This is a genomic window from uncultured Microbacterium sp. (assembly GCF_947489255.1).
Lineage (GTDB): Bacteria > Actinomycetota > Actinomycetes > Actinomycetales > Microbacteriaceae > Microbacterium > Microbacterium phycohabitans.
On the sequence record NZ_CANLCY010000003.1, the window covers coordinates 20,111 to 40,631 of the forward strand.

16 protein-coding genes are annotated in these 20,521 nt (G+C 72.0%); 4 read left to right on the forward strand and 12 right to left on the reverse strand.

Annotated features, from left to right (window positions below; translation table 11 throughout):
• Positions 1 to 32: 32 nt before the first annotated feature.
• The 6 genes from Q0818_RS07405 to Q0818_RS07430 form a co-directional block, all read right to left on the reverse strand.
• Positions 33 to 1,223 carry a substrate-binding domain-containing protein gene (locus tag Q0818_RS07405; RefSeq protein ID WP_298873197.1) on the reverse strand — a complete coding sequence of 397 codons (1,191 nt, stop codon included), beginning with the start codon at positions 1,221 to 1,223 and terminating at the stop codon, positions 33 to 35.
• A gap of 76 nt (positions 1,224 to 1,299) precedes the next feature.
• Positions 1,300 to 2,571 (reverse strand): multiple monosaccharide ABC transporter permease, encoded by a 1,272-nt coding sequence (mmsB, locus tag Q0818_RS07410; RefSeq protein WP_298873199.1) that lies wholly within the window; start codon positions 2,569 to 2,571, stop codon positions 1,300 to 1,302.
• Positions 2,558 to 4,084 carry a multiple monosaccharide ABC transporter ATP-binding protein gene (mmsA, locus tag Q0818_RS07415; RefSeq protein WP_298874211.1) on the reverse strand — a complete coding sequence of 509 codons (1,527 nt, stop codon included), beginning with the start codon at positions 4,082 to 4,084 and terminating at the stop codon, positions 2,558 to 2,560. The genes mmsB and mmsA overlap by 14 nt, the downstream gene beginning before the upstream one ends.
• Positions 4,085 to 4,192: 108 nt before the next feature.
• Entirely contained in the window at positions 4,193 to 5,296 is a 1,104-nt protein-coding gene (gene chvE / locus Q0818_RS07420) for a multiple monosaccharide ABC transporter substrate-binding protein (protein ID WP_298874212.1), read from the reverse strand.
• A gap of 317 nt (positions 5,297 to 5,613) precedes the next feature.
• The gene (locus Q0818_RS07425) at positions 5,614 to 6,639 is read right to left on the reverse strand and encodes a LacI family DNA-binding transcriptional regulator (RefSeq protein WP_298873201.1); all 1,026 of its coding nucleotides are present in this window, start codon (positions 6,637 to 6,639) and stop codon (positions 5,614 to 5,616) included.
• A gap of 129 nt (positions 6,640 to 6,768) precedes the next feature.
• A complete protein-coding gene (locus Q0818_RS07430; protein WP_298873203.1) occupies positions 6,769 to 8,091 on the reverse strand; it encodes a M20/M25/M40 family metallo-hydrolase in 1,323 nt (440 codons plus the stop codon).
• Between the two features lie 193 nt (positions 8,092 to 8,284).
• Between Q0818_RS07430 and Q0818_RS07435 the strand changes: the two genes are divergently transcribed.
• Entirely contained in the window at positions 8,285 to 9,268 is a 984-nt protein-coding gene (locus Q0818_RS07435) for a Gfo/Idh/MocA family oxidoreductase (protein WP_298873205.1), read from the forward strand.
• A 290-nt stretch (positions 9,269 to 9,558) separates the two neighbouring features.
• Positions 9,559 to 10,419: an NYN domain-containing protein gene (locus tag Q0818_RS07440; protein ID WP_298873207.1), complete on the forward strand. Its 861-nt coding sequence runs from the start codon at positions 9,559 to 9,561 to the stop codon at positions 10,417 to 10,419.
• A gap of 336 nt (positions 10,420 to 10,755) precedes the next feature.
• Here the strand turns inward: Q0818_RS07440 and Q0818_RS07445 are convergent, their stop codons facing one another.
• Both Q0818_RS07445 and Q0818_RS07450 read right to left on the reverse strand, forming a co-directional pair.
• Complete coding sequence (locus Q0818_RS07445; RefSeq protein ID WP_298873209.1) at positions 10,756 to 11,382, reverse strand: hypothetical protein; 627 nt, start codon at positions 11,380 to 11,382, stop codon at positions 10,756 to 10,758.
• Between the two features lie 4 nt (positions 11,383 to 11,386).
• Complete coding sequence (locus tag Q0818_RS07450; protein WP_298873212.1) at positions 11,387 to 12,931, reverse strand: ATP-dependent DNA ligase; 1,545 nt, start codon at positions 12,929 to 12,931, stop codon at positions 11,387 to 11,389.
• A 187-nt stretch (positions 12,932 to 13,118) separates the two neighbouring features.
• Here Q0818_RS07450 and Q0818_RS07455 point away from each other — a divergent pair, with 187 nt between their 5' ends.
• Complete coding sequence (locus Q0818_RS07455; protein WP_298873214.1) at positions 13,119 to 14,783, forward strand: ATP-dependent DNA helicase RecQ; 1,665 nt, start codon at positions 13,119 to 13,121, stop codon at positions 14,781 to 14,783.
• A 375-nt stretch (positions 14,784 to 15,158) separates the two neighbouring features.
• Here Q0818_RS07455 and Q0818_RS07460 read toward each other — a convergent pair whose 3' ends face one another.
• Entirely contained in the window at positions 15,159 to 15,566 is a 408-nt protein-coding gene (locus Q0818_RS07460; protein WP_298873218.1) for a hypothetical protein, read from the reverse strand.
• Between the two features lie 131 nt (positions 15,567 to 15,697).
• Between Q0818_RS07460 and Q0818_RS07465 the strand changes: the two genes are divergently transcribed.
• A complete protein-coding gene (locus Q0818_RS07465; protein WP_298873220.1) occupies positions 15,698 to 16,189 on the forward strand; it encodes an N-acetyltransferase in 492 nt (163 codons plus the stop codon).
• Between the two features lie 25 nt (positions 16,190 to 16,214).
• Here the strand turns inward: Q0818_RS07465 and Q0818_RS07470 are convergent, their stop codons facing one another.
• The 3 genes from Q0818_RS07470 to Q0818_RS07480 form a co-directional block, all read right to left on the reverse strand.
• Positions 16,215 to 17,006, reverse strand: coding sequence for an LLM class flavin-dependent oxidoreductase (locus Q0818_RS07470; RefSeq protein ID WP_298873222.1), 792 nt, complete (start codon positions 17,004 to 17,006; stop codon positions 16,215 to 16,217).
• Positions 17,003 to 17,884, reverse strand: a complete 882-nt coding sequence (locus Q0818_RS07475) for an LLM class flavin-dependent oxidoreductase (RefSeq protein WP_298873224.1) — start codon at positions 17,882 to 17,884, stop codon at positions 17,003 to 17,005. The genes Q0818_RS07470 and Q0818_RS07475 overlap by 4 nt, the downstream gene beginning before the upstream one ends.
• 99 nt (positions 17,885 to 17,983) lie before the next feature.
• Positions 17,984 to 20,509: an ATP-dependent Clp protease ATP-binding subunit gene (locus Q0818_RS07480; RefSeq protein ID WP_298873225.1), complete on the reverse strand. Its 2,526-nt coding sequence runs from the start codon at positions 20,507 to 20,509 to the stop codon at positions 17,984 to 17,986.
• Positions 20,510 to 20,521 lie beyond the last annotated feature (12 nt).

The following is a 20,521-nucleotide window of genomic DNA, read 5'->3' on the forward strand; positions in this document are numbered from 1 at the left end:
GCGCCGCTTCGGGATAACCCGAAAAGGCGCGGTCAGAGCTCGTCGCCCGAGATCCAGCCGGAGGCGATCAGCTCTTCGACGTCGTCGGCGCGCAAGATGCTCGGCGACACCTCGTCCGCGGCCTCGACGGGAACGTCGCGATCGTCGAGCACCGCCTCGACGGCGTCGGCGGTCGCGGACACGAGCGCCCGCGGATCGGCGAAGACAGCGGCGTCGAGGTCGCCGTCGCGCAGCGCTCGCACGGTCAGCGGGTCGGCGCCGGATCCGACGACGAGCGGGGCGCGGGCGGGCCCGGCGTCGGCACCGCCGTCGGTCGCGGCGGGCGAGGGGGTCGGCGAGGCGGTCTCGCCGTCGGCCTCGGGCGGGTCGGTCGTGAGCGCGGTCACGACGCCGCGCGTCACCGCGTCGCCGAGAGCGAGCACCGCCGTGGGCACCTCGTCCAGCGCACCCTCCCGGAGCGCTCGGACGCGCTTCTCGGCCGCGCCGGCCTGTCCCTCGGCGGTGTCGCCGTCGACGAGGGCGGCATCGCGCGTCGCCCCCGACACGATCTCGATGCGACCCGCCTCGATCGCCGACTGCAGAGCGGCCATCGCGGCGTCGTACCGCGCGCTCTCCCAGGCGTCGGACTCCGAGGCGCTCAGCACGGCGACCCGCGCCGTACCCGGCTCCTCGGTCGGGACGAGGCCCGTCGCGTCGGACGTCGTCGGCGACGGGGTCGGGCTCGGCGACACCTCCTCGACGGTGGGCGCATCGGCGAGGTCGGCGAGCAGAGCCTGCGCCTGCGCGCGCCCGAGCGCGGTCGGGTCGAACGCGATCGCCCCGGCGACGCCGAGGCCCTCGAGCGACCGCCCGAACGCGATGACCGGTACCCCCGTCTCGTCGGCGGCGGCGACCGACGTCGACAGGTCACCGGATGCCAACGGCGCGACGATCACGGCATCCACGCTCTTCGTGAGCATGTTGCGCACCTGGGCGGCCTGGGTGCGCGCGTCGGAGGCGGCGAACTGCAGGTCGACGCGATACCCGCGCGCCGTGAGCTCGCGGCTCAGTGCGTCCGCTCCGCGGCTCCACACCGCGTCGGCCGTCGTCGGCAACGCCACCCCGATGACACCCGCGCCGTCGCTCGAGCCGGGGGCGGTCGCGCGCGCCGGGGCGCAGGCGGTGAGACCGACCGTCACGGCGAGGAGAACGGCGGCCGCACGAAGGGCTCGGGAAGGTGTCATCCGATCCATCCTCCCCCACGGAACGCGGCAACGCCCCGCCGCACGAGGCGACGGGGCGTTGCGGACGGAGCGAGGCTCAACCGCGGGTGCGGTTCTTGTTCCACACGTCGAAGGCCACGGCCAGCAGCAGCACGAGACCCTTGATGAACTGCTGCACGTCGGTCGAGATGCCCATGAGCGACATGCCGTTGTTGAGCACACCCATGACCAGACCACCGGCGATCGCGCCGACCACGCGACCGACACCACCCTGAACGGCGGCACCACCGATGAAGGAGGCCGCGATGGCGTCCAGCTCGAAGAGGTTTCCGGCGCCGGGACCGGCGGAGTTCAGGCGGCCCGTGAAGACGATGCCGGCGAGGGCTGCGAGAACGCCCATGTTCACGAAGAGCAGGAAGTCGACGCGACGGGTGTTGATGCCCGAGAGCTTCGCGGCGGTACGGTTGCCGCCGATGGCGTAGATGTGGCGACCGAAGACGCTGCGGCTCATGACGGTCGAGTACCCGATGATGAGCAGCGCCAGCACGACGAGCACGATGGGCGTGCCACGCGATCCGGGCGCGACACCCAGCAGGTAGGTCAGGTACGCGATGAGGGCGCCGCCGCCGATGACCTTCACCAGGAACGCCGCGGTCGGCTCGTTCTGCAGCTCCAGGGCCGCGCGCTTGGCGCGCTGACGCACCTGCGACGCGACGAAGAGCACGAGGGTGAGCACGCCGAGGGCGACCGTGATCCACTCCGCCGGCGAGCTGGACGCCGGGAAGAGGTCGGGGAACAGGTACCCGCCGCCGAGCTGGCGGTACTCGGTCGGGAAGGGCGTGATCTGCGTGTTGCCGAGGGTCATCTGCGTGAGGCCTCGGAACAGGAGCATGCCCGCCAGGGTCACGATGAACGCCGGGATGCCGATGTACGCCACCCAGAAGCCCTGCCACATGCCGACCACCGCGCCGAGCACGAGCGAGAGCAGGATGCCGAGCCACCAGGGCAGGCCCCACTGCACGATCAGCACGCCGGAGACGGCGCCGACGAAGGCCGCGACCGATCCCACCGAGAGGTCGATGTGGCCGGCGATGATGATCATCACCATGCCGATCGCGAGGATCAGGATGTAGCTGTTCTGGACGATGATGTTCGACACGTTGCCCGCGGTGAGCAGGCGCCCGCCGGTGAGGGCCTGGAACAGCAGCACGATGACGATCAGCGCGATGAAGATGCCGATCTCGCGCAGGCGCGACGTGAAGAACTGCACGATGCCGCCGGCACCACTGCCACTACCGGCGCCACCGCCGACGGGGCCCTTCGGCGTTGCGGGACCCTGCGGGGTCACGGTGTTGTCAAGCGCTGACATGGTCGGCTTCCTTTTCCTTCGTCATGAGCACCATGAGGGCCTCCGGGGTGGCCTCTTCGATGGGCAGCTGGCCGGTGATGTGGCCTTCGCTGAGGGTGTAGATGCGGTCGCAGATGCCGAGGAGCTCGGGCAGCTCCGAGGAGATGACGAGCACCCCCTTCCCCTGCGCCGCGAGGGAGTTGATGATCGTGTAGATCTCGTACTTGGCACCGACGTCGATGCCGCGGGTGGGCTCGTCGAGGATGAGCACCTCGGGGTCGGAGAACAGCCACTGCGACAGCACGACCTTCTGCTGGTTGCCGCCCGAGAGCTTGCCCACGACCACATCGACGCTGGGCGCCTTGATGTTCATCGACTTGCGGTAGCGATTGGCGACCAGGTACTCCTCGTCGCCGTCGACCCAGCCGCCCTTGACGAGCTTGCGCATCCCGGCCAGCGAGATGTTGCGCTTGATCGTGTCGATGAGGTTGAGACCGGCACCCTTGCGGTCCTCGGTCACGTACGCCAGGCCGCTGCGGATCGCCGCGGGGACGGTCGAGGTGTCGGCCTTCTGCCCGCGGATGTAGACGTTGCCGGAGATCCGCGAGCCGAAGCTCTTGCCGAAGACGCTCATCGCCAGCTCCGTGCGTCCGGCGCCCATGAGGCCCGCGATGCCGACGACCTCGCCGGCGCGCACGTTCAGGTTGGCCTGATGGATGACGGTGCGGGTGGCATCCGTGGGGTGGCTGACGTTCCAGTCCTCGATGCGCAGGACCTCTTCGCCGATCTCCACATCGCGGTCGGGGTAGCGGTTCTCGAGCTCACGGCCGACCATGCCGCGGATGATGCGGTCTTCGCTCGTGCCGCCGGTCGCGACGTCGAGCGTCTCGATGGTGCGACCGTCACGGATGATCGTGACCTCGTCCGCGATCGCGCGGATCTCGTTGAGCTTGTGGCTGATGATGATGCAGGTGATGCCCTGGCCGCGGAGGTGGCGGATCAGATCGAGCAGGTGCTCGGAATCGTCGTCGTTGAGAGCCGCGGTCGGCTCGTCGAGGATGAGGAGCTTGACGTCCTTCGACAGCGCCTTGGCGATCTCGACGAGCTGCTGCTTGCCGACGCCGATCTCGTTCACCGGCACGTCGGGGCTGTCGCCGAGTCCCACGCGCGCGAGCAGCTTCGAGGCCTCGCGGTTCGTGGCATCCCAGTCGATGAGACCGCGGTGGGTGATCTCGTTGCCGAGGAAGATGTTCTCGGCGATCGAGAGGTAAGGGCTCAGGGCGAGCTCCTGGTGGATGATGACGATGCCGGCCGCTTCGCTGTCGCGGATGTCCTTGAACTCGACGGTCTGGCCGTCGAAGACGATCTCACCGCGGTAGTCGCCCGCGGGATACACACCGCTGAGCACCTTCATGAGGGTCGACTTGCCGGCGCCGTTCTCGCCGCAGATGGCGTGAACCGTCCCGCGCTCGACGGTCAGCGACACGTCGGCGAGCGCGATGACGCCGGGGAACTCCTTGGTGATCGAGCGCATCTCGAGGATGGTGCTCACGAGGTCCTCCTTGCAGAACCGGCTCGTGGCCGGTCGGAATGGTGGGGCGGGCGCCGGAGGCGGGTGGGAGACCGGGGGCCTCCCGGGCGATCAGCCCAGGTCGGACTCGGAGTAGTAGCCGCTGTCGACCAGGATCTCCTTGTAGTTGTCCTTCGTCACGATCGTCGACTCGAGCAGGTACGACGGGACGACCTTCTCGCCGTTGTCGTAGGTCTCGGTGTCGTTGACCTCGGGCTCGGTGCCCTTGCGGATGTCGTCGACCATGGTCACGGCCTGCTTGGCGAGCTCGCGCGTGTCCTTGAAGATCGTCGAGTACTGCTCACCCGCGATGATCGACTTGATCGAGCCGACCTCGGCGTCCTGACCGGTGATGACGGGCAGGTCGGTGGCCGAGTAGCCACCCGAGGTGAGGGCCGAGATGATGCCGATCGACAGGCCGTCGTAGGGCGAGAGCACACCGTTGAGCTTGGTGCCGCCGATGACGGTGAGGATGTTCTCCATGCGCTTCTGCGCCGTCTCGGGCAGCCAGCGGAGGATGGCCGCCTGGCCGAACTCGGTCTGGCCGGAGGGGACGACCAGCGTGCCCTTGTCCATGTACGGCTGCAGGGTGTCCATCGCACCCTTCCAGAAGAACGTCGCGTTGTTGTCGTCGGGGCTACCGGCGAACAGCTCGACGTTGAAGGGGCCGGCAGCGCCGGTCTCCTTGCCCGAGGCGTCGAGGACGCCCAGGCCGGTGAGGAGCGAGGTGGCCTGCTGCACGCCGACCTTGTAGTTGTCGAACGTCGTGTAGTAGTCGACGTTCTCGGTGCCGTTGATGAGGCGGTCGTACGCGATGACGGGGATGTTCGCGTCCTTGGCCTGCTGCAGCACGTCGGTGAGCGTGGTGCCGTCGATCGAGGCGATGATCAGGGCCTTGGCGCCCGTGGTGATCATGTTCTCGATCTGCGAGACCTGGGTGGGGATGTCGTCGTTCGCGTACTGCAGATCGACCTGGTAGCCGAGCTCCTCGAGCTGCGACTTGACGTTGTTGCCGTCGGCGATCCACCGCTCGGACTGCTGCGTGGGCATGGCGACGCCGATGGTGCCGCCGGCCTCCTGCGAGTCTCCGCTGCCGGCGCCGGTGCGGTCTCCCGCGCAACCGGCGAGGCCGATGCCGAGCGCGAGGACGCCCGCTCCCGCGACCGCCTTGAGCATGCTGTGCTTCTTCACTCTGGTTCCCTCCGTTGGGTATGTGGCGCGGTCTCTCCCCATGGAGCCCACCGCTTCAGCGAGCGACGCACCGGCCGGGCGCAGAGACCGGCGGGGCGAAACGAAGCCGTTCGGCGAGGCGGCTCTCCCGCGTCGTTCGAGACTTCTTCGTCTCGACGGATCCGCTCCGCAGCGAGTCCCGTCGGCCTGTGCGACCGGTCATGTGACCGTTCACATTGTGTGTGTGATGCTACCCCTCCGCTGGCGGAAGCTGTCAAGTCCCGACGCGATCACCGACCAGCCGTTGCCGAAACGTGACGTAGTCAGCGCGAGGGCGGGGCGGTGGACGAGCGCACGATGAGGCGCAGCTGAGCCGGCTCCGACGTCGCCTCGTCGCCCGTCGACTCGCCCAGGGCGGCGAGGAGGTCGGTCATCGCTCGGGTCCCGATGCCGACGAAGTCCTGGCGGACGGTCGTCAACGGGGGCCAGAGGTGCGCGGATTCGGGAACGTCGTCGAAGCCCACCACCGAGATGTCCTCGGGGACGGAGCGGCCTATGGCCCGAACGGCATGCATGAACCCGAGCGCCATATGGTCGTTGCCCGCGAAGACCGCGGTGGCATCCTCGGTGCGCAGCAGTTCGAGACCGGCCTCGAAACCGAACTGCGCGGTCCAGTCGCCCAGCACCGGCGGACGGGGCGAAAGGTCGTTGGCATCCATCTCGGCGAGATAGCCCCGCATGCGGTGATCGGCCTCGACCCAGTCGCGGGGGCCGGCGATGTGCAGGATGCGGGTGTGCCCCAGCTCGATGAGGTGGCGGACGGCCGCACGGGCCCCCGCGGTCTGGTCATTGTGCGAGGTCGCGGTCCCGGTGGAGGCGACGATCTGCACGGGCACGGGGAGCTTCAGCTCGTCGAGGATCGGGACCACCCGCGTCTGCGGCGCGACGGCGATCAACCCCTCGATCGACTGCTGCATGAGGTGGTCGATCGAGGATCGCACGTCGTCGGGGGCGCTCGTGGCGAGATTGGTGATCGTCAGCCGGTACCCGGCAGCGCGCGCGGCCGACTCGATCGCCTGCACCATCGAGGCGACGCCGTGCGTGGGGGTGCGGGGGCCCAGCACGCCGATGAGCTTCGACCGGCTGGTCGCGAGGGCGCGCGCCGCCTGATTCGGCACGAACTTCAACTCCGCGATGGCGGAGCGCACCTTCGCGGCGGTCTCGGGGCGCAGCGCCGAGCTGTTGTTGATGACCCGCGAGACGGTCTGGTACGACACCCCCGCGAGCCGCGCGACGTCGCGGATGCTCGGGGCGCGCCCCGTGGTCTCCGGGATGTCGGTGTCGCTCATCAGCCGCCTCATTGCGGGTCGCGCGCGGTTGCGTGACCGGTCACACGAGGATAACCGACGCGGCGGCGATCGCCCTCCCATCGTGTCCCGCCGTGGGTGCGGCCGTCCTGACGACCCGTCCGACGCCGCTCAGGAACGCAGCAGGGCGCCGTAGAACCGGATGCCGCGCAGCCACACGTCCACGCGGATGCGCTCGTCGGGGGCGTGCAGGGCGTCGCGCTCGGAGCGCGTGAGGTGGAACGGGGCGAAGCGGTACACGGCATCCGTCAGCCCGGTGTAGAAACGGCTGTCGCTCGCCCCCAACTGCAGGTACGGCAGGGGCACGACGTCGTCGCCGAGCGTGTCGGCGACGGCCCGCGACAGTCGCCGCCACGACGCCCCGCGCCACGGCGACACCGGAGAGGGATCGTCGCCGTGACGCAGCTCGATGTCGACGAGGGGGTCGCGCACCGCTCGGCGCAGATGGATCGCCGCGTCGGCGAGGGTGTCACCGGTGAGCAGTCGCACGTTGACGCTCGCCCGCGCGGTGGTGGCGAGTACGTTGTCACCCGGCGAGCCCTCCAGCCGCGTGACCACGGCGGTCGTGCGCACGAGGGCGTTGGTCTCGGGGCCGAGGGCCGACAGCACGGCGGTGAGCAGGGGCGCCGAGAGCCGCGGGCGGCGGAACGCCGAGGCCAGCGGCTCGGCGACGTGGGCGGCGGCGGTCGCGAGCATCGCGTGCACGGGAGGAGCGAGACGACGCGGGAACGGGCGGCGCCGAAGGCGGTCGACGGCGCGCGCGAGCCGCGCGGTGGCCGGCATCGGCGGAGGCGTCGATGCGTGCCCGCCCGCCTCGCGCGTGACGAGGTCGAAGGTGGCGACCCCGCGCTCGGCGACCCCGATCATCGCCGTCGGCGCCGCGACCCCGGGAACCGCGCCGTCGACGACCGCCCCGCCCTCGTCGAGCACCAGGGCCGGGCGCACTCCCCGCTCCGCGAGGATCCGCGCCATCGCGCGGGCCCCGGTCCCCCGTGTCTCCTCGTCGTGACCGAAGGCGAGCCAGACGTCGGTGCGCGGCACGACGCCCTCGGCGAGCGCCTCTTCGACCGCCTCGAAGACGGCGACGAGCGCTCCCTTGTCGTCGATTGCCCCGCGGGCGTGGATCGTGGCATCCGCCCCCTCCCCCTCGACGTCGGCGGCGAAGGGGTCGTGACGCCAGGACTGCCCGTCGACGGGGACGACGTCCTGGTGGGCGAGGAGCAGCAGCGGCGCCTCGGTCGAGGCGCCCCGCCAGCGGTAGAGCAGCGAGTGGCCGGCGACGACCTCGCGCTCGAGATGCGCGTGCGTGAGGGGGTAGAGACGCTCGAGCGTGGCGCGGAAGAGCCCGAACGCGTCGTCGTCCACCTCGGCCGGATCGGCTCGGGAGACGGTGGGGACGGACAGCAGCTCGCGGAAGCGCTCGACGGGCGTCATGCGACGAGCCTAGAGCGGCCGCGGGGGCGACCCCGCGCGCGCTCGGCGGGGCGTCCGGTCTCCGTCGATTCCTCATCCGCGCGTCCCGCCCGCGCCCCGGCCGCCGGCAGTCCTCCCCCGCAGCGGTCGACGCGGAGTGCGCGGAACGTCCCGCCCGCGCCCGGGCGGCTCGCGCACGGATACGGTGGAGCGCATGACCGGACTGCACTGGGGCATCCTCGCAACGGGCGGCATCGCGCACGCCTTCACCTCCGACCTGCGCACCGCGGGCCTCGACGTCACCGCCGTCGGCTCGCGCCGCATCGACAGCGCGCGCGAGTTCGCCGCGCGATACGACATCCCGCACGCTCACGGCTCGTACGAGGACCTCGTGGCCGATCCCGACGTCGACATCGTCTACATCGCCACCCCGCACCCCTCGCACGTGGAGAACGCGCTGCTCGCCCTCGACCACGGCAAGCACGTGCTGGTCGAGAAGCCGTTCACGCTGAACGAGGCCGAAGCGGCGGCCATCCGCGAGAAGGCGGCCGAGAAGGGCCTTCTCGCGATGGAGGCGATGTGGACGCGGTACCTGCCGCACATGGTGCGCATCCGCGAGATCGTCGCCGCCGGCACGCTCGGCGAGATCCGCGTCGTCGCCGCCGACCACACGCAGAGGATCTCGACCGACCCCGCGCACCGCCTCAACGACCTCGCCCTCGGCGGCGGTGCCCTGCTCGATCTCGGCATCTACCCGATCTCGTTCGCCGTCGACGTGCTGGGACTGCCCGAGCGCGTCTCGGCGCTCGCCCGGCTCTCGGATGCCGGCAGCGACGCCGAAGTGGCGACCATGTTCGTGCACGAGGGCGGCGCCATCTCGACCACGGTGTCGTCGTCGCGCGCGGCCGGGGCCGACACCGCGCAGGTCGTGGGCACCGAGGCCCGCATCGAGATCGACCGCGTCTGGTACACCCCCACCTCGTTCCGGGTGATCGCCTCCGACGGCACGGTCGTGGAGGAGTTCGCCAGCGAGATCGAGGGGCGCGGCATGCAGTTCCAGGCCCTCGCGGCGGAGCGCCTCGTCGCCGACGGCGCGATCTCGAGCGACGTGCTGGGGATCGACGAGACCGTCGCGATCATGGGCGTACTCGACGAGGTGCGTCGCCAGATCGGCGTGGTGTACCCCGGCGAGCGCTGAGCCCGCACCGACCGTCCTCCGCCCCGTCCGGCCCCCGTGGTCGGGCGGGGCGTCGTCTTCTCGCGGGGCGTCGCCGGGGGCGTGCGCGTTCGCGTGCGACGCAGTGTGGAGCCCGGGCGGCGTGAGCGTCGGTGCGGAGCCTCGCCGGTCCGCGTCGGCCCCGGTTCGGCGGCATCCGGGGGTCTTCTTCGCTCCGGTGGTCATGTCGTCCCGCGCAACGGGGCCTCCGCGGCGGATGCCGGATCGTGGCGCGGCTACCCGGGAGGGCCGCGAGCGGTCAGACTGGGGGCATGCCCGATACCCAGACCGCCCGCGTCGCCGTGTACCTCGACTTCGACAACATCGTGATGTCGTGGTACGACCGCGTTCACGGGCGCAACGCGTACTCGCGCGACCGGCAGAAGATCGCCGAGAACCCCATGGAGCCCGAGATCGCGGAGCGCCTCACCAAGGCGACGATCGACGTGGGCGCCGTGATCGACTACGCGGCGTCGTTCGGCACCCTCGTGCTCACCCGCGCCTACGCGGACTGGTCGGCCCCGGTGAACGCCGAGTACCGCTCGCAACTCGTGGCCCGTGCCGTCGACCTCGTGCAGCTCTTCCCCGCGGCGGCATACGCGAAGAACGGCGCCGACATCCGTCTCGCGGTGGATGCCGTCGAGGACATGTTCCGCCTCCCCGACCTGACGCACGTCGTGATCGTCGCGGGCGACAGCGACTACGTCCCGCTCGCCCAGCGCGTGAAGCGCTTGGGTCGGTACGTCGTGGGCGTCGGCGTGGCGGGCTCGACGGCGAAGTCGCTCGCCGCGGCGTGCGACCGGTTCGACGCGTACGACTCGCTGCCCGGCATCCCGAAGCTCGCCGAGACGAAGAAGGATGCCGCGCCCTCACGCCCCCGCGCGCGCAAGCGTTCGAAGGACCCGGCGGTCGACCTACTCGACCGCGCGATGCAGTTGGAGGCCGAGCGCGCGGACGGGGAGTGGCTGCACGCCTCGGCGGTGAAGGACCTCATGAAGCGCCTCGACCCGTCGTTCAGCGAGAAGGCTCTCGGTTTCCGGAGCTTCTCGGACTTCTTGAAGGCGCAGACCGACCAGGTCGAGGTCGACGAGGAGTCGAACGTCGTGCAGGTCCGCGCCCTCTCGCGGGGCTGAGGCAGACGGCGCCGGGTCGCCTCGACGCGGCCGGGCCCGGCGGTCGTTTCGTGATCGGGCCTCCGGAACACCCGGATGCCCGCGGAGAACGACCGGGTGTCCTGGACGCTCGAGGACGGTGCGGGGGCGCGGCGCCCGCGCAGCGGTGCGGCGTGAGGGCGCAGCGGCGCGGCTCGGTCGTGGCCTGGCCCGCGCGCAGCGGTGCGACGTGAGGGCGCGGCGGCGCGGCTCGGTCGTGGCCTGGCCCGCGCGCAGCGGTGCGACGTGAGGGCGCAGCGGCGCGGCGCGGTCGTGGCTTGGCCCGCGCGCAGCAGTGCGACATAAGGGCGCGGAGGGTCAGCGACGCTCGGCGCCGGGGGCGACGTGAGCGAGCACCCGCTCCCAGACCGCGGTCAGGGTGACGTGGCCGTTGACGGAGCCGATCTCGTCGCTGGGGACGACCGCCATCTCGGCCACGCGCATGCGGTCGACGTACCACCGCGCGTCGTCGGCGTCCGCGGGCCCCTCGCCGCCCACGACGACGAGCACCTCGGCATCCAGCTGGTCGAGGAGGGGGGTGCGCAGGTCGCGACTGAGCGGGTCGACCGGGCTCTCGACGCCGACGATCGCGAGGCGATCCACGATCGGGCCCATCGCCGCGGCCAGGTAGACCGCGATCGGCCCCGCCGACCGTTCGCCGACCAGCCCCACCCGCGTGCCGGGAGCCTCGCGGTCGAGCAGCGCGCGGAGCGCCTCGACGGTGAGTCCGGCGGGCGTCTGGCCGCCGAAGACGGGAGGGTCCTCGAGCTCCGGGGCGTCGAGGCCGACCGCGACGACGCGCACATCGAACGACGAGGTCACGCGGGCGTCGGGATCGGTCGTCGCGACGTCTCCGGTGCGCAGCACGACGACGACGCGCGGAGCGCCGGGGGTACCGAAGCTGCGGTATCCGAGCTCGCCGTCGAGCCAAGGGGCCAGACTCATGCCGTCATCCTTCCGTCGTCGCGCCGCCGCCGGGGAGCAGCGCACGCAGGGTGTCGATCGTGTCGGCCTCGGCCGCGGGCTTGTCGGAGCGGTAGCCCTTCACCCGGGCGAAGCGCAGAGCCACTCCACCGGGGTAGCGGACCGACCGCTGCACGCCGTCGATGGCGATCTCGACGACGGTGTCGGGCACGACGCGGATACCACCCGGTATCTCACCGGTCTCGCGCTCGGCGAAGTGCGCCGTCTGCCAGGTCAGCAGCTCGTCGGTGAGGCCCTTGAAGGTCTTGCCGACCATGACGAACCCGCCCGGTTCGCCGAAGACCCCGTCGGGGTCGCGGGCGCCGAGGTGAAGATTCGAGTACCAGCCCGATCGGCGGCCCGACCCGCGCTCGACGCCGAGCACGACGAGGTCGAACGTGTGCACCGGCTTGACCTTGAGCCAGCTCTTGCCGCGCCGGCCCGCGGTGTAGGCCGCGTCGAGTCCCTTGATCATCACGCCCTCGTGACCCGCCCCCAGCGCGTCGCGCGCGAAAGTGTCGGCGGCATCGGGGTCGTCGGTCACCACGGCCGGGATGCGCCATGCCGCCGCCACCCGCTCAAGCTCATCGAGGCGCGCCGCGAGGGGCTCATCGACCAGGTCGCGCCCGTCGAGGTGCAGGATGTCGAAGAACCACGGTCGCAGGGCGATCTCGCGCGCCGCCTCGGCGCCGAATCGCGCCATGGTGTCTTGGAAGGGGCGCGGAGCACCGTCGTCGTCGAGCGACAGCGTCTCGCCGTCGAGGATCACCGCCTCGACGGGCAGTGCCCGCACGACCTCCACGATCTCGGGCACGCGATGGGTGACGTCGGCGAGGGTGCGGGTGTAGACGTGCACCTCGTCGCCGTGACGGTGCACCTGTACGCGCGCCCCATCGAGCTTGTACTCCACCGAGGCGCGTCCCGCCACGGCCAGCGCCTCGGCGACGGAGGTCGCGGTCGACGCGAGCATGGGCTGCACACCGCGGCCCACGACGAGCCCCACGGCGTCGAGATCGGCGTCCGAACCCGTGAGGGCGACGAGAGCGGTCTCGCCCAGGTCACCCGAGAGCATGGCGGCGCGCCGCACCGCGACGCCGTCGCGAGCGGAGGCCCGGGCGATGGCATCCACGAGCACGCCCTCGAGGGCGCCCGTGCGCAGCTCGCCCGTCATCACCCGCACGAGCAGATGCCATTCCGACGCCGTCGCGCGGCCGGCCAGCTCGTCGAGCAGGGCGGTGCGCTGCGCCGCCGACCCGCTGCCGCCGAGGGCCGCGAGCCGGTCGAACGCGCCGTCGACATCGGAGACGGTCAACGACGGGGCATCGGCGTGCGCTCCCCCGCGATTCGACAGGGTCTTCCACCCCACGCCGAGCCGACCCTGGCGCGGCGAAGCGGTGAGGATTCCCACCGCGGGGACGATCTCGTCGGGCGCGAGTCCGCGCAGCAGCCCCGCGAGGGCGTCGACCTTGGCCAAGCGCGAGCGGGTGCCGGTCACCGCCGCGAGCGCCGTCTCGATGTCGCCGAAGAGCATGTCGGCATCCTGGCATCCCCCTCCGACATCGCCGCGGCGCTTGCGCGCGCGCCCCGCGCATGCCACCCGCCGAGGGCCGCGCGGCGCTCGCGTCGCGGACCATACGTCGGCCCCGCCCGCAACCCCCGGATGGTCGCGCGCTCCCTGGGGTGTGCTGGATGACCTTCCCCCTAGGAATGAGGCCCCCGTGAACGCTCCCGCCACCCTCGAACAGTCCGCCCGCACCGCCCGTGAGGTCTTCGGGTGGGACGAACTGCTCCCGGGCCAGGCCGAGGCGATCGACGCGGTGGTCGGCGGGCGCGACACCCTGGTCGTCTTCCCCACGGGCGCCGGCAAGTCGGCGGTGTACCAGATCGCCGGGTGCGAGCTCGGCGGCGTGACGGTGGTCATCTCGCCCCTCCTCGCGCTGCAGCGCGACCAGATCGACTCGATCGACCGGGCTCCCGATGCTCCCGCCGCCGTGGCGCTGAACTCCCGCACGAGCGCTCGTGCGAAGCGCGCCGCGTGGACGGCCATCGAGGGCGACGACGCGGTGTACGCCTTCCTCGCCCCCGAACAGCTGGCCAACAGCGAGGTGTTCGACCGGCTCGCGAAGGCCGACGTGCGCCTCGTGGTGATCGACGAGGCGCACTGCGTCTCGGCCTGGGGCCACGACTTCCGCCCCGACTACGCGCGCATCGGCGACGCGATCGAGGCCCTGGGCCACCCCCCGGTGCTGGCGCTGACCGCCACGGCATCCGCCCCCGTCCGAGACGACATCGTCTCGAGCCTGGGCATGCGCGACCCGCACCTCGAGGTGCGCGGAATGGACCGCCCCGAGATCCACATGGCCGTCCGCCGCCACGAGCACGACGACGACAAGCGCCGCGCCGTGATCTCGGACGTGCAGGATGCCGACGGCCCGACCCTGCTGTACGTGGCGACCCGCAAGGAGACCGACGCGTACGCCGACGAACTCGCCGAGCTCGGCCTGCGGGCGGCGCCGTACCACGGCGCCATGGCGCAGAAGCGTCGCGACGAGGTGCACGCCGCGTGGAGCGCCGGCGACCTCGACGTCGTCGTGGCCACCTCGGCGTTCGGCATGGGCGTCGACAAGTCCGATGTGCGCTTGGTCGTGCACGCCGACGTGACCGAGTCGCTCGACTCGTACGCGCAGGAGATCGGCCGCGCGGCGCGCGACGGCCGCCCCGCTCGCGCGATCCTGCACTACCGCGCCGAGGACTTCACGCTGCGCTCGTTCTTCGCCGGCGGGCACAGCAAGCGCGCCGACGTGGCCGGCGTCTGGGACGAACTGCGGCGGTCGAAGAAGCCGCTGCGCGCGAAGGACATCGCCGAGTCATCGGGCCGCTCGACCCGCGCCATCGGCCGCGTGCTCAACCAGCTCGTGGCGTGCGAGCTCGCCGAGTCGGGCCCCGACGGGGTGTCGGCGCGCACGAAGGCGTCGGCCGGCGACGCGGTGAAGGCGGTGCGCGACCGCGACGAGGCCGAGGAGCGCATCCGCGCTTCGCGCATCGAGATCATGCGCGGCTACGCCGAGACCTCGCACTGCCGCCGTCGCGCGCTGCTGGAGTACTTCGGCGTCGAGACCCCCGCCCAGTGCGGATCGTGCGACCGCTGCGACGCGAGCGCCACCGCCCCGGCACCCGTCGAGACGGAGACCCCGGATGCCGCTGCGGCCGACGCCGACGGCATCCGCATCGACTCCGCCGTGCACCACGGCGAGTTCGGTACCGGCACGATCATGGGCGTCGAGGAGGACCGCCTCACGGTGTTCTTCCCCGAGCACGGCTACAAGGTGCTGGCGCGCGCGGCGTTCGAGACCGGCGTGCTGGGGCTGGGCGAGGCGGCGTAAGGCGCGGGGCAGCGGGCGCGCGTCAGCGCTGCAGAGTGGGCTGCGGGACGGCGCGGAGCAGTGGGGCCGTGGCTGAGGCGTCACAGTGGCGGCCGGGTGCTCGGCGCGATGCGGGTGGCGAGGCGGCGCGGCGGCGCGGGACAGCGGGGCCGTGGCGGAAGCGGAGGCGGCACAGTGGCGGCGGGTGTGCTGTGCTGTGCTGTGCGGAGCGGCGCAAGGCGGGGGAACGCCGACCATGTCCCATTTTCAGCGGTGTGTGTCCCACATATCGCGGGTCAGCGCGCCTCCAACCGACTACGACTGGGACATGGTCCGTGTGCGACGGCTAGAGCGTCCGGCAAAACTCTGATCGTCTCGCGACGGAGCCGCCGGATCTCAGCGATCGCGCGTCGCCCACCACGCCCACGCCACCAGCGGGGGCTGCAGGAACAGGCGCAGGAAGCGCGAGCGGTCGGTGTTGAGTCCCGGCGCCGGGCGGCCGGTGCGCCACTGGTGCACGTTGCCCGGGAACACCGCGACGAAGAAGGCAGCGATCGCCGCCCCGATGCGCCGACGCTCGGCCGGCAGGGCGACCAGCGCGACACCGAGCACCACCTCCACGGCTCCGGATGCAACGACGATGGCGTCCTTGTCGGTGTGCAGCAGACGCGTCGCCCACCCCGGGACGACGATGCGATAACCGCGACGCCCCCACGTGAGATGACCGGCACCGGCCGCCACCAGCAGCAGGGCCAGCACCCCGCGCGAGACCGAGCGGAGGGTGAGACGTCGACGTCGTGGCATCCGGTCAGTCTGCCACCGTGGTCGCGGGGCGGGGTCGATCGCGAGGGATCGAGGCTCGGAACGCCCGCCCGTCTAGGCGAAGAGGGGCGCGCCCGTGGGCGACTCGCACCCGGTTCTTCTAGGCTCGCGCCATGACGCCCGCAGAGTCGAACATCACCATTCGTCCGGCCAGGCCCGAGGATGCCGAGGGCATCGCGATCGTGCACGCCACGTCGTGGCGCGAGACGTACGGGCGGTTCGTCGAGGATCCGGAGACGAACCCGTGGTTCGCCGTCGAGCCGCGGATCGGCATGTGGCGCACCAATCTCGCCGATGCCCTCTTCTCGACCGTGGTGGCCGTCGCCGGAGAGCGGATCGTCGGATTCGCCGCCGTTCAGGAGACCCCGGATGACGACGCTGTGCGACCGGAGGAACTGACCATGATCTACGTCCTCGCGGCGGCCCACGGGACCGGGGCGGGGCAGGGACTTCTCGACGCGGTCCTGGGCGAACGGCCGGCCTCACTGTGGGTGGCCGCCGACAACCCCCGCGCTCGTGCGTTCTACCGCCGCAACGGCTTCGTCGCGGATGGGGCGCAGTCGTCGTTCGGACCGATGAAGGAGACGGTCCGCCTCGTGCGCTGATCCGGAGGGCGTCTCCCCCGTCAGATCACGCCCCGCCCCCTCCCCCCGGGTTCGGTGCCGTCCGCCGCGCGAAGTCCACGTAGGCCTCGACCGTGTCGTCGGGCACGATCGCGCGCAGCACGACCTCGTCGGCGGCGGCGGTGTAGGCGTCGAGGGCATCGCCGAGCTCGGTGACATCGCGGATGGTCGTGTCTATGGCATCCACCCCCATCCGTGCGAAGTTCGCGGCGTAGTTCGGGAACGACGCGTAGCGCGCCGTCTCGGCCTCGAGGCGTTCGCGCGCCGCGGCGTCGATGGCGGTGCGCACGTAGACCGCGACGTGCGTCGTGGGCGTGATCGCGTGCAGGGCGGCCGCCTGCTCGGCCGCTTCGGTGGGCGGTACCCAGTTCAGCAGCACGCCGTCGGCGCGCTCGGCGGCGAGGCGGCGCATCTTCGGGCCCAGCGCTCCGACCAGCACGCGCGGGAGACCCGCCGCGTGGAGCTCCTCGGTCGCGTCGTGCACGCGAGCGAGCGCCCCCTGGCGCGCCATGCCCGAACCGATGCCGATCGTCACGCGATCGAGCGGGAGCAACAGGGATGCCGCATCGGCGGCGATCGCGGACGCGGGCCGGCGGTCCACGGGCACGACCCCCGTCGCCAGGTGCAGACGTTCGGTCACGCCCGCGGCCGCGGCGAGCGCCGCGAGGGCGTCGCCGTCGGGGGTGTCGTTGACCCACAGCGTGTGAAAGCCGGCCCTCTCGACCTCGGGGGCGATCCGCGCGATCGCGTCGGGGCCGAGCGACCCGGCGACGCCGAGCGAGACGGCGCCGCGGGTCACGACACGCCTCCGGCGCCGGGCAGGGCGACCGCGACCTGGCCCACCGCCGAGAAGAAGGCGCGGAGGTCGACGTCGTCGGTGGGCAGGAGCACCACGTCGTCGACGCCCGCCGCCTGGAATCGCGCGACGCCCTCGGCGACCTCGGACACGGAGCCTGCGAGCACGCGGTCGGCGGCGTCGGGCCGGTCGGGCAGCACGGCGGTCGCGCGCTCGTGCGCGTCGGGGCCGAAGGCGGTGAGCACGTAGGCCACGACGTCGGCCCGGCCCTCGCGGCCAGCGGCGCGGCGCGCGGTCTGCACGGTCTCGACCGCGGCGGCGATCTCGGCCACGGTGTGACGACTGTCGAGAACCACGCCGTCAGCCACCTCGCCCGCAAGAGCGAGCGTCTTGGGCCCCTCCGCGGCGGCGTAGACGACGGGAGCGGTCGCCGGCGGCCAGTCGAGGGCGACGTCGCGGAGCTTCACGTACCGCCCCTCGGCGCTCACCGTCTCACCCGCCAGCAGTGCGCGAAGGGCCGGGAGCTGCTCCTGCATCAGCGTCAAGGGCGACGCGGCCTTCGCCCCGACCTGTCGCATCCAGTCCTGCACGCCGTGCCCGAAGCCCGGCAGGAGCCGCTGCGGGAACATGCGCTCGATCGTCGCGACCTCCATCGCGGAGGCGGCGACGTTGCGCAGCGGGAGCGGCGCGATGCCGACGCCGATACGGAGGTGGTCGGTGACGGCGAGGGCCGCGGCCGCAGCCGCCCACGCGGAGGAACGGAAGCAGTCCTCCCAGAGCCACAGCTCCTCGACACCGGCGTCTTCGGCAGCACGAGCGGCGTCGCGCAGCTCCTCGGGCGGATGCGGGTACGGGCTGAAGATCGTGCCGATACGACTCATGGGTCTACTCTGCCCCGAACCTCGGACATCCGGGCAGGGGTGGCGTCCGCGCACGACGACGCCCCCGGCGCCGCAGCACCGGGGGCGTCGAAACGCGGGTCAGGCGGCGAGCGCCGGCACGACGGGCATCACCACGAAGCCCGAGGGTGTGGCATCCACCGTCACCGTCGCACCGTCGCTCAGGGCGCCGGAGACGAACAGGTCGGCGATGCGGTCGTCGACCTCGCGCTGGATGACGCGGCGCAGGGGCCGGGCGCCGTACTCGGGCTCGTAGCCCACCTCGGCCAGGCGGTCGACGGCGGCATCCGTGACCTCCAGCGCGACCTCGCGCGCGGCGAGCCGACGGGTGGTCGCGCCCAGCAGCAGCCGGACGATCTCGCGCAGCTGCGTCTTCTCGAGCTTGCGGAACAGCACGATGTCGTCGATGCGGTTCAGGAACTCCGGCCGCATGGCCTCGCGCAGCTTGCCCATCACGCGGTCGCGCAGGTCGTCGTCGGCGAACTCGCGCCCCGTCGTCGTGAAGCCGATGGCCCCGGAGCGGGATGCCAGCACCTCGGCGCCCAGGTTGGAGGTCATCACGATCACGGTGTTGCGGAAGTCGACCGTACGCCCCTGGCCGTCGGTGAGGCGACCGTCGTCGAGCACCTGCAGCAGCAGGGTGAACACGTCGGGGTGGGCCTTCTCGATCTCGTCGAACAGCACCACGGCGTAGGGGTTGCGGCGCACGCGCTCGGTTAGCTGACCGGCTTCGTCGTAGCCGACGTATCCGGGAGGGGCGCCGATCAGGCGCGACACCGTGTGGCGCTCGCCGAACTCGCTCATGTCGAAGCGGATCACGGCGCCGTCGTCGTCGAAGAGGGATCCGGCCAGGGCCTTGGCCAGTTCGGTCTTTCCGACGCCCGTGGGCCCGAGGAAGAGGAACGAGCCGACCGGACGGTTCTCGTCGCCCATGCCGGTGCGGTTGCGGCGCACGGCCTTGGCGACGGCCGCGACCGCGTCGTCCTGTCCGACGACGCGCGCGTGCAGCTCGGTCTCGAGCTCGGCGAGGCGGCCGCGCTCGGTCGCGGTGAGGCGCGCGACGGGGATGCCGGTCGCGCGGCTGATCACCGCGGCGATCTCCGGCTCGTCGACCACGGCCGCCGCGCTCGGGCGGCTGGTCGCCTCGTCGAGGCGCGCCTGCACCGCCGCGATCTCGTCGCGCAACCGCGAGGCCTCCTCGTAGTGCTCGGCCGAGACCGCGGCGTTCTTCTCGGCCTCGAGGCTCGCGAGACGCTCGAGCAGCGCCGAGGTGTCGACCGTCACGCCGAGCTTCAGCCGCAGGCGCGCGCCGGCCTGGTCGATCAGGTCGATCGCCTTGTCGGGCAGCACGCGCTCCGAGAGATAGCGGTCGCTGAGCTCGACGGCCGCGCGGAGCGCGTCGTCGGTATAGGTGACGGCGTGGTGCTGCTCGTAGGCCGGGCGGAGCCCGCGCAGGATCTCCACGGCATCCGTGATCGAGGGCTCGCCCACGCGCACGGGCTGCAGGCGCCGCTCGAGAGCGGGGTCCTTCTCGATCGTGCGGTACTCGCGGAGCGTGGTCGCACCGATCAGGTGCACGTCGCCGCGCGCCAGGCGCGGCTTGAGGATGTTGCCGGCGTCCATCGACCCGTCGCCGCTGCCCCCGGCACCGACGAGCGTGTGCACCTCGTCGATGAAGACGACGAGCTTGTCGGATACCGAGATCTCGTCCATCGTCTGGGTGAGACGCTCCTCGAAGTCGCCGCGGTAGCGGGCGCCGGCGAGCATCGCCGCGAGGTCGATCGAGACCACGCGCGTCTCGCGCAGCTGCTCCGGGACCTCGCCCGCGACGATCGCGCGCGCGAGCCCCTCGACGACGGCGGTCTTGCCCACGCCGGCCTCGCCGATCAGCACGGGATTGTTCTTCGTGCGACGGCTGAGGATCTCGATGGTCTGCTCGATCTCGTCGGCGCGCCCGATCACGGGGTCGAGCTCGCCCGCCGCGGCGCGGGCGGTGAGATCGGTGCCGAAGCGGTCGAGGTTCGGAGTCGTGGATGCCGACTCGGCCTGGGCCTCGGTCTCGTCACCGCCGACGACCGTCTCGCGCACGCCCTGGGTCAGGGCCTCCGCGGTGACTCCGGCCTGGGCGAGGATCTGCCCGGCGGGGGCGTCCTGCGCGAGGACGAGGGCGAAGAAGAGGTGGTCGGGGTCGACGTAGGTCGAGCCCGCGGCACGTGCGACCTGGAAGGCGTGGAACAGCGCGCGCTGCACCGAACCGGCGACGACCGCGCCGTCGACCTGGGCGGGGGTACCGGCCGCGGGCAGACGGCTCTCGGCGGCCCGGGCGATGGCCGCGGGGTCGGCGCCGAGGCGCGCGACCGCATCCTTGGCCGGGGAGCGGCCGACGAGCACGTGAAGCACGTGCAGGGCGTCGAGCTCACGCTGGCCGCGGCCGAGGGCGAACCGTCCCGCCGCCTGCAGCGCGTCCTGGGTGCGGGCGCTGAGGAAGCGGCTCAGGTCGATGGACCGCTCGGCGCGTGCCTGCTCGCCCGCGAGGTAGCGCGCGAGGAACTCGTCGAACGACTGGGCGCCGTCTTCTCCGGCGCCGGGGGTGAAGTCTTCGGGCAATTCCGTCTCCTG

Coding starts and splice junctions, on each gene's coding strand:
- mmsA (WP_298874211.1), bottom strand. CDS start 4,084: ATGCGCTCGATCACCAAGGAGTTCCCCGGCGTCATCGCGCTCGCCGAC.
- Q0818_RS07445 (WP_298873209.1), bottom strand. CDS start 11,382: ATGAGTCTGGCCCCTTGGCTCGACGGCGAGCTCGGATACCGCAGCTTC.
- Q0818_RS07405 (WP_298873197.1), bottom strand. CDS start 1,223: ATGACACCTTCCCGAGCCCTTCGTGCGGCCGCCGTTCTCCTCGCCGTG.
- Q0818_RS07435 (WP_298873205.1), top strand. CDS start 8,285: ATGACCGGACTGCACTGGGGCATCCTCGCAACGGGCGGCATCGCGCAC.
- Q0818_RS07460 (WP_298873218.1), bottom strand. CDS start 15,566: ATGCCACGACGTCGACGTCTCACCCTCCGCTCGGTCTCGCGCGGGGTG.
- Q0818_RS07430 (WP_298873203.1), bottom strand. CDS start 8,091: ATGACGCCCGTCGAGCGCTTCCGCGAGCTGCTGTCCGTCCCCACCGTC.
- chvE (WP_298874212.1), bottom strand. CDS start 5,296: ATGCTCAAGGCGGTCGCGGGAGCGGGCGTCCTCGCGCTCGGCATCGGC.
- Q0818_RS07465 (WP_298873220.1), top strand. CDS start 15,698: ATGACGCCCGCAGAGTCGAACATCACCATTCGTCCGGCCAGGCCCGAG.
- mmsB (WP_298873199.1), bottom strand. CDS start 2,571: ATGTCAGCGCTTGACAACACCGTGACCCCGCAGGGTCCCGCAACGCCG.
- Q0818_RS07450 (WP_298873212.1), bottom strand. CDS start 12,931: ATGCTCTTCGGCGACATCGAGACGGCGCTCGCGGCGGTGACCGGCACC.
- Q0818_RS07425 (WP_298873201.1), bottom strand. CDS start 6,639: ATGAGCGACACCGACATCCCGGAGACCACGGGGCGCGCCCCGAGCATC.
- Q0818_RS07440 (WP_298873207.1), top strand. CDS start 9,559: ATGCCCGATACCCAGACCGCCCGCGTCGCCGTGTACCTCGACTTCGAC.
- Q0818_RS07475 (WP_298873224.1), bottom strand. CDS start 17,884: ATGAGTCGTATCGGCACGATCTTCAGCCCGTACCCGCATCCGCCCGAG.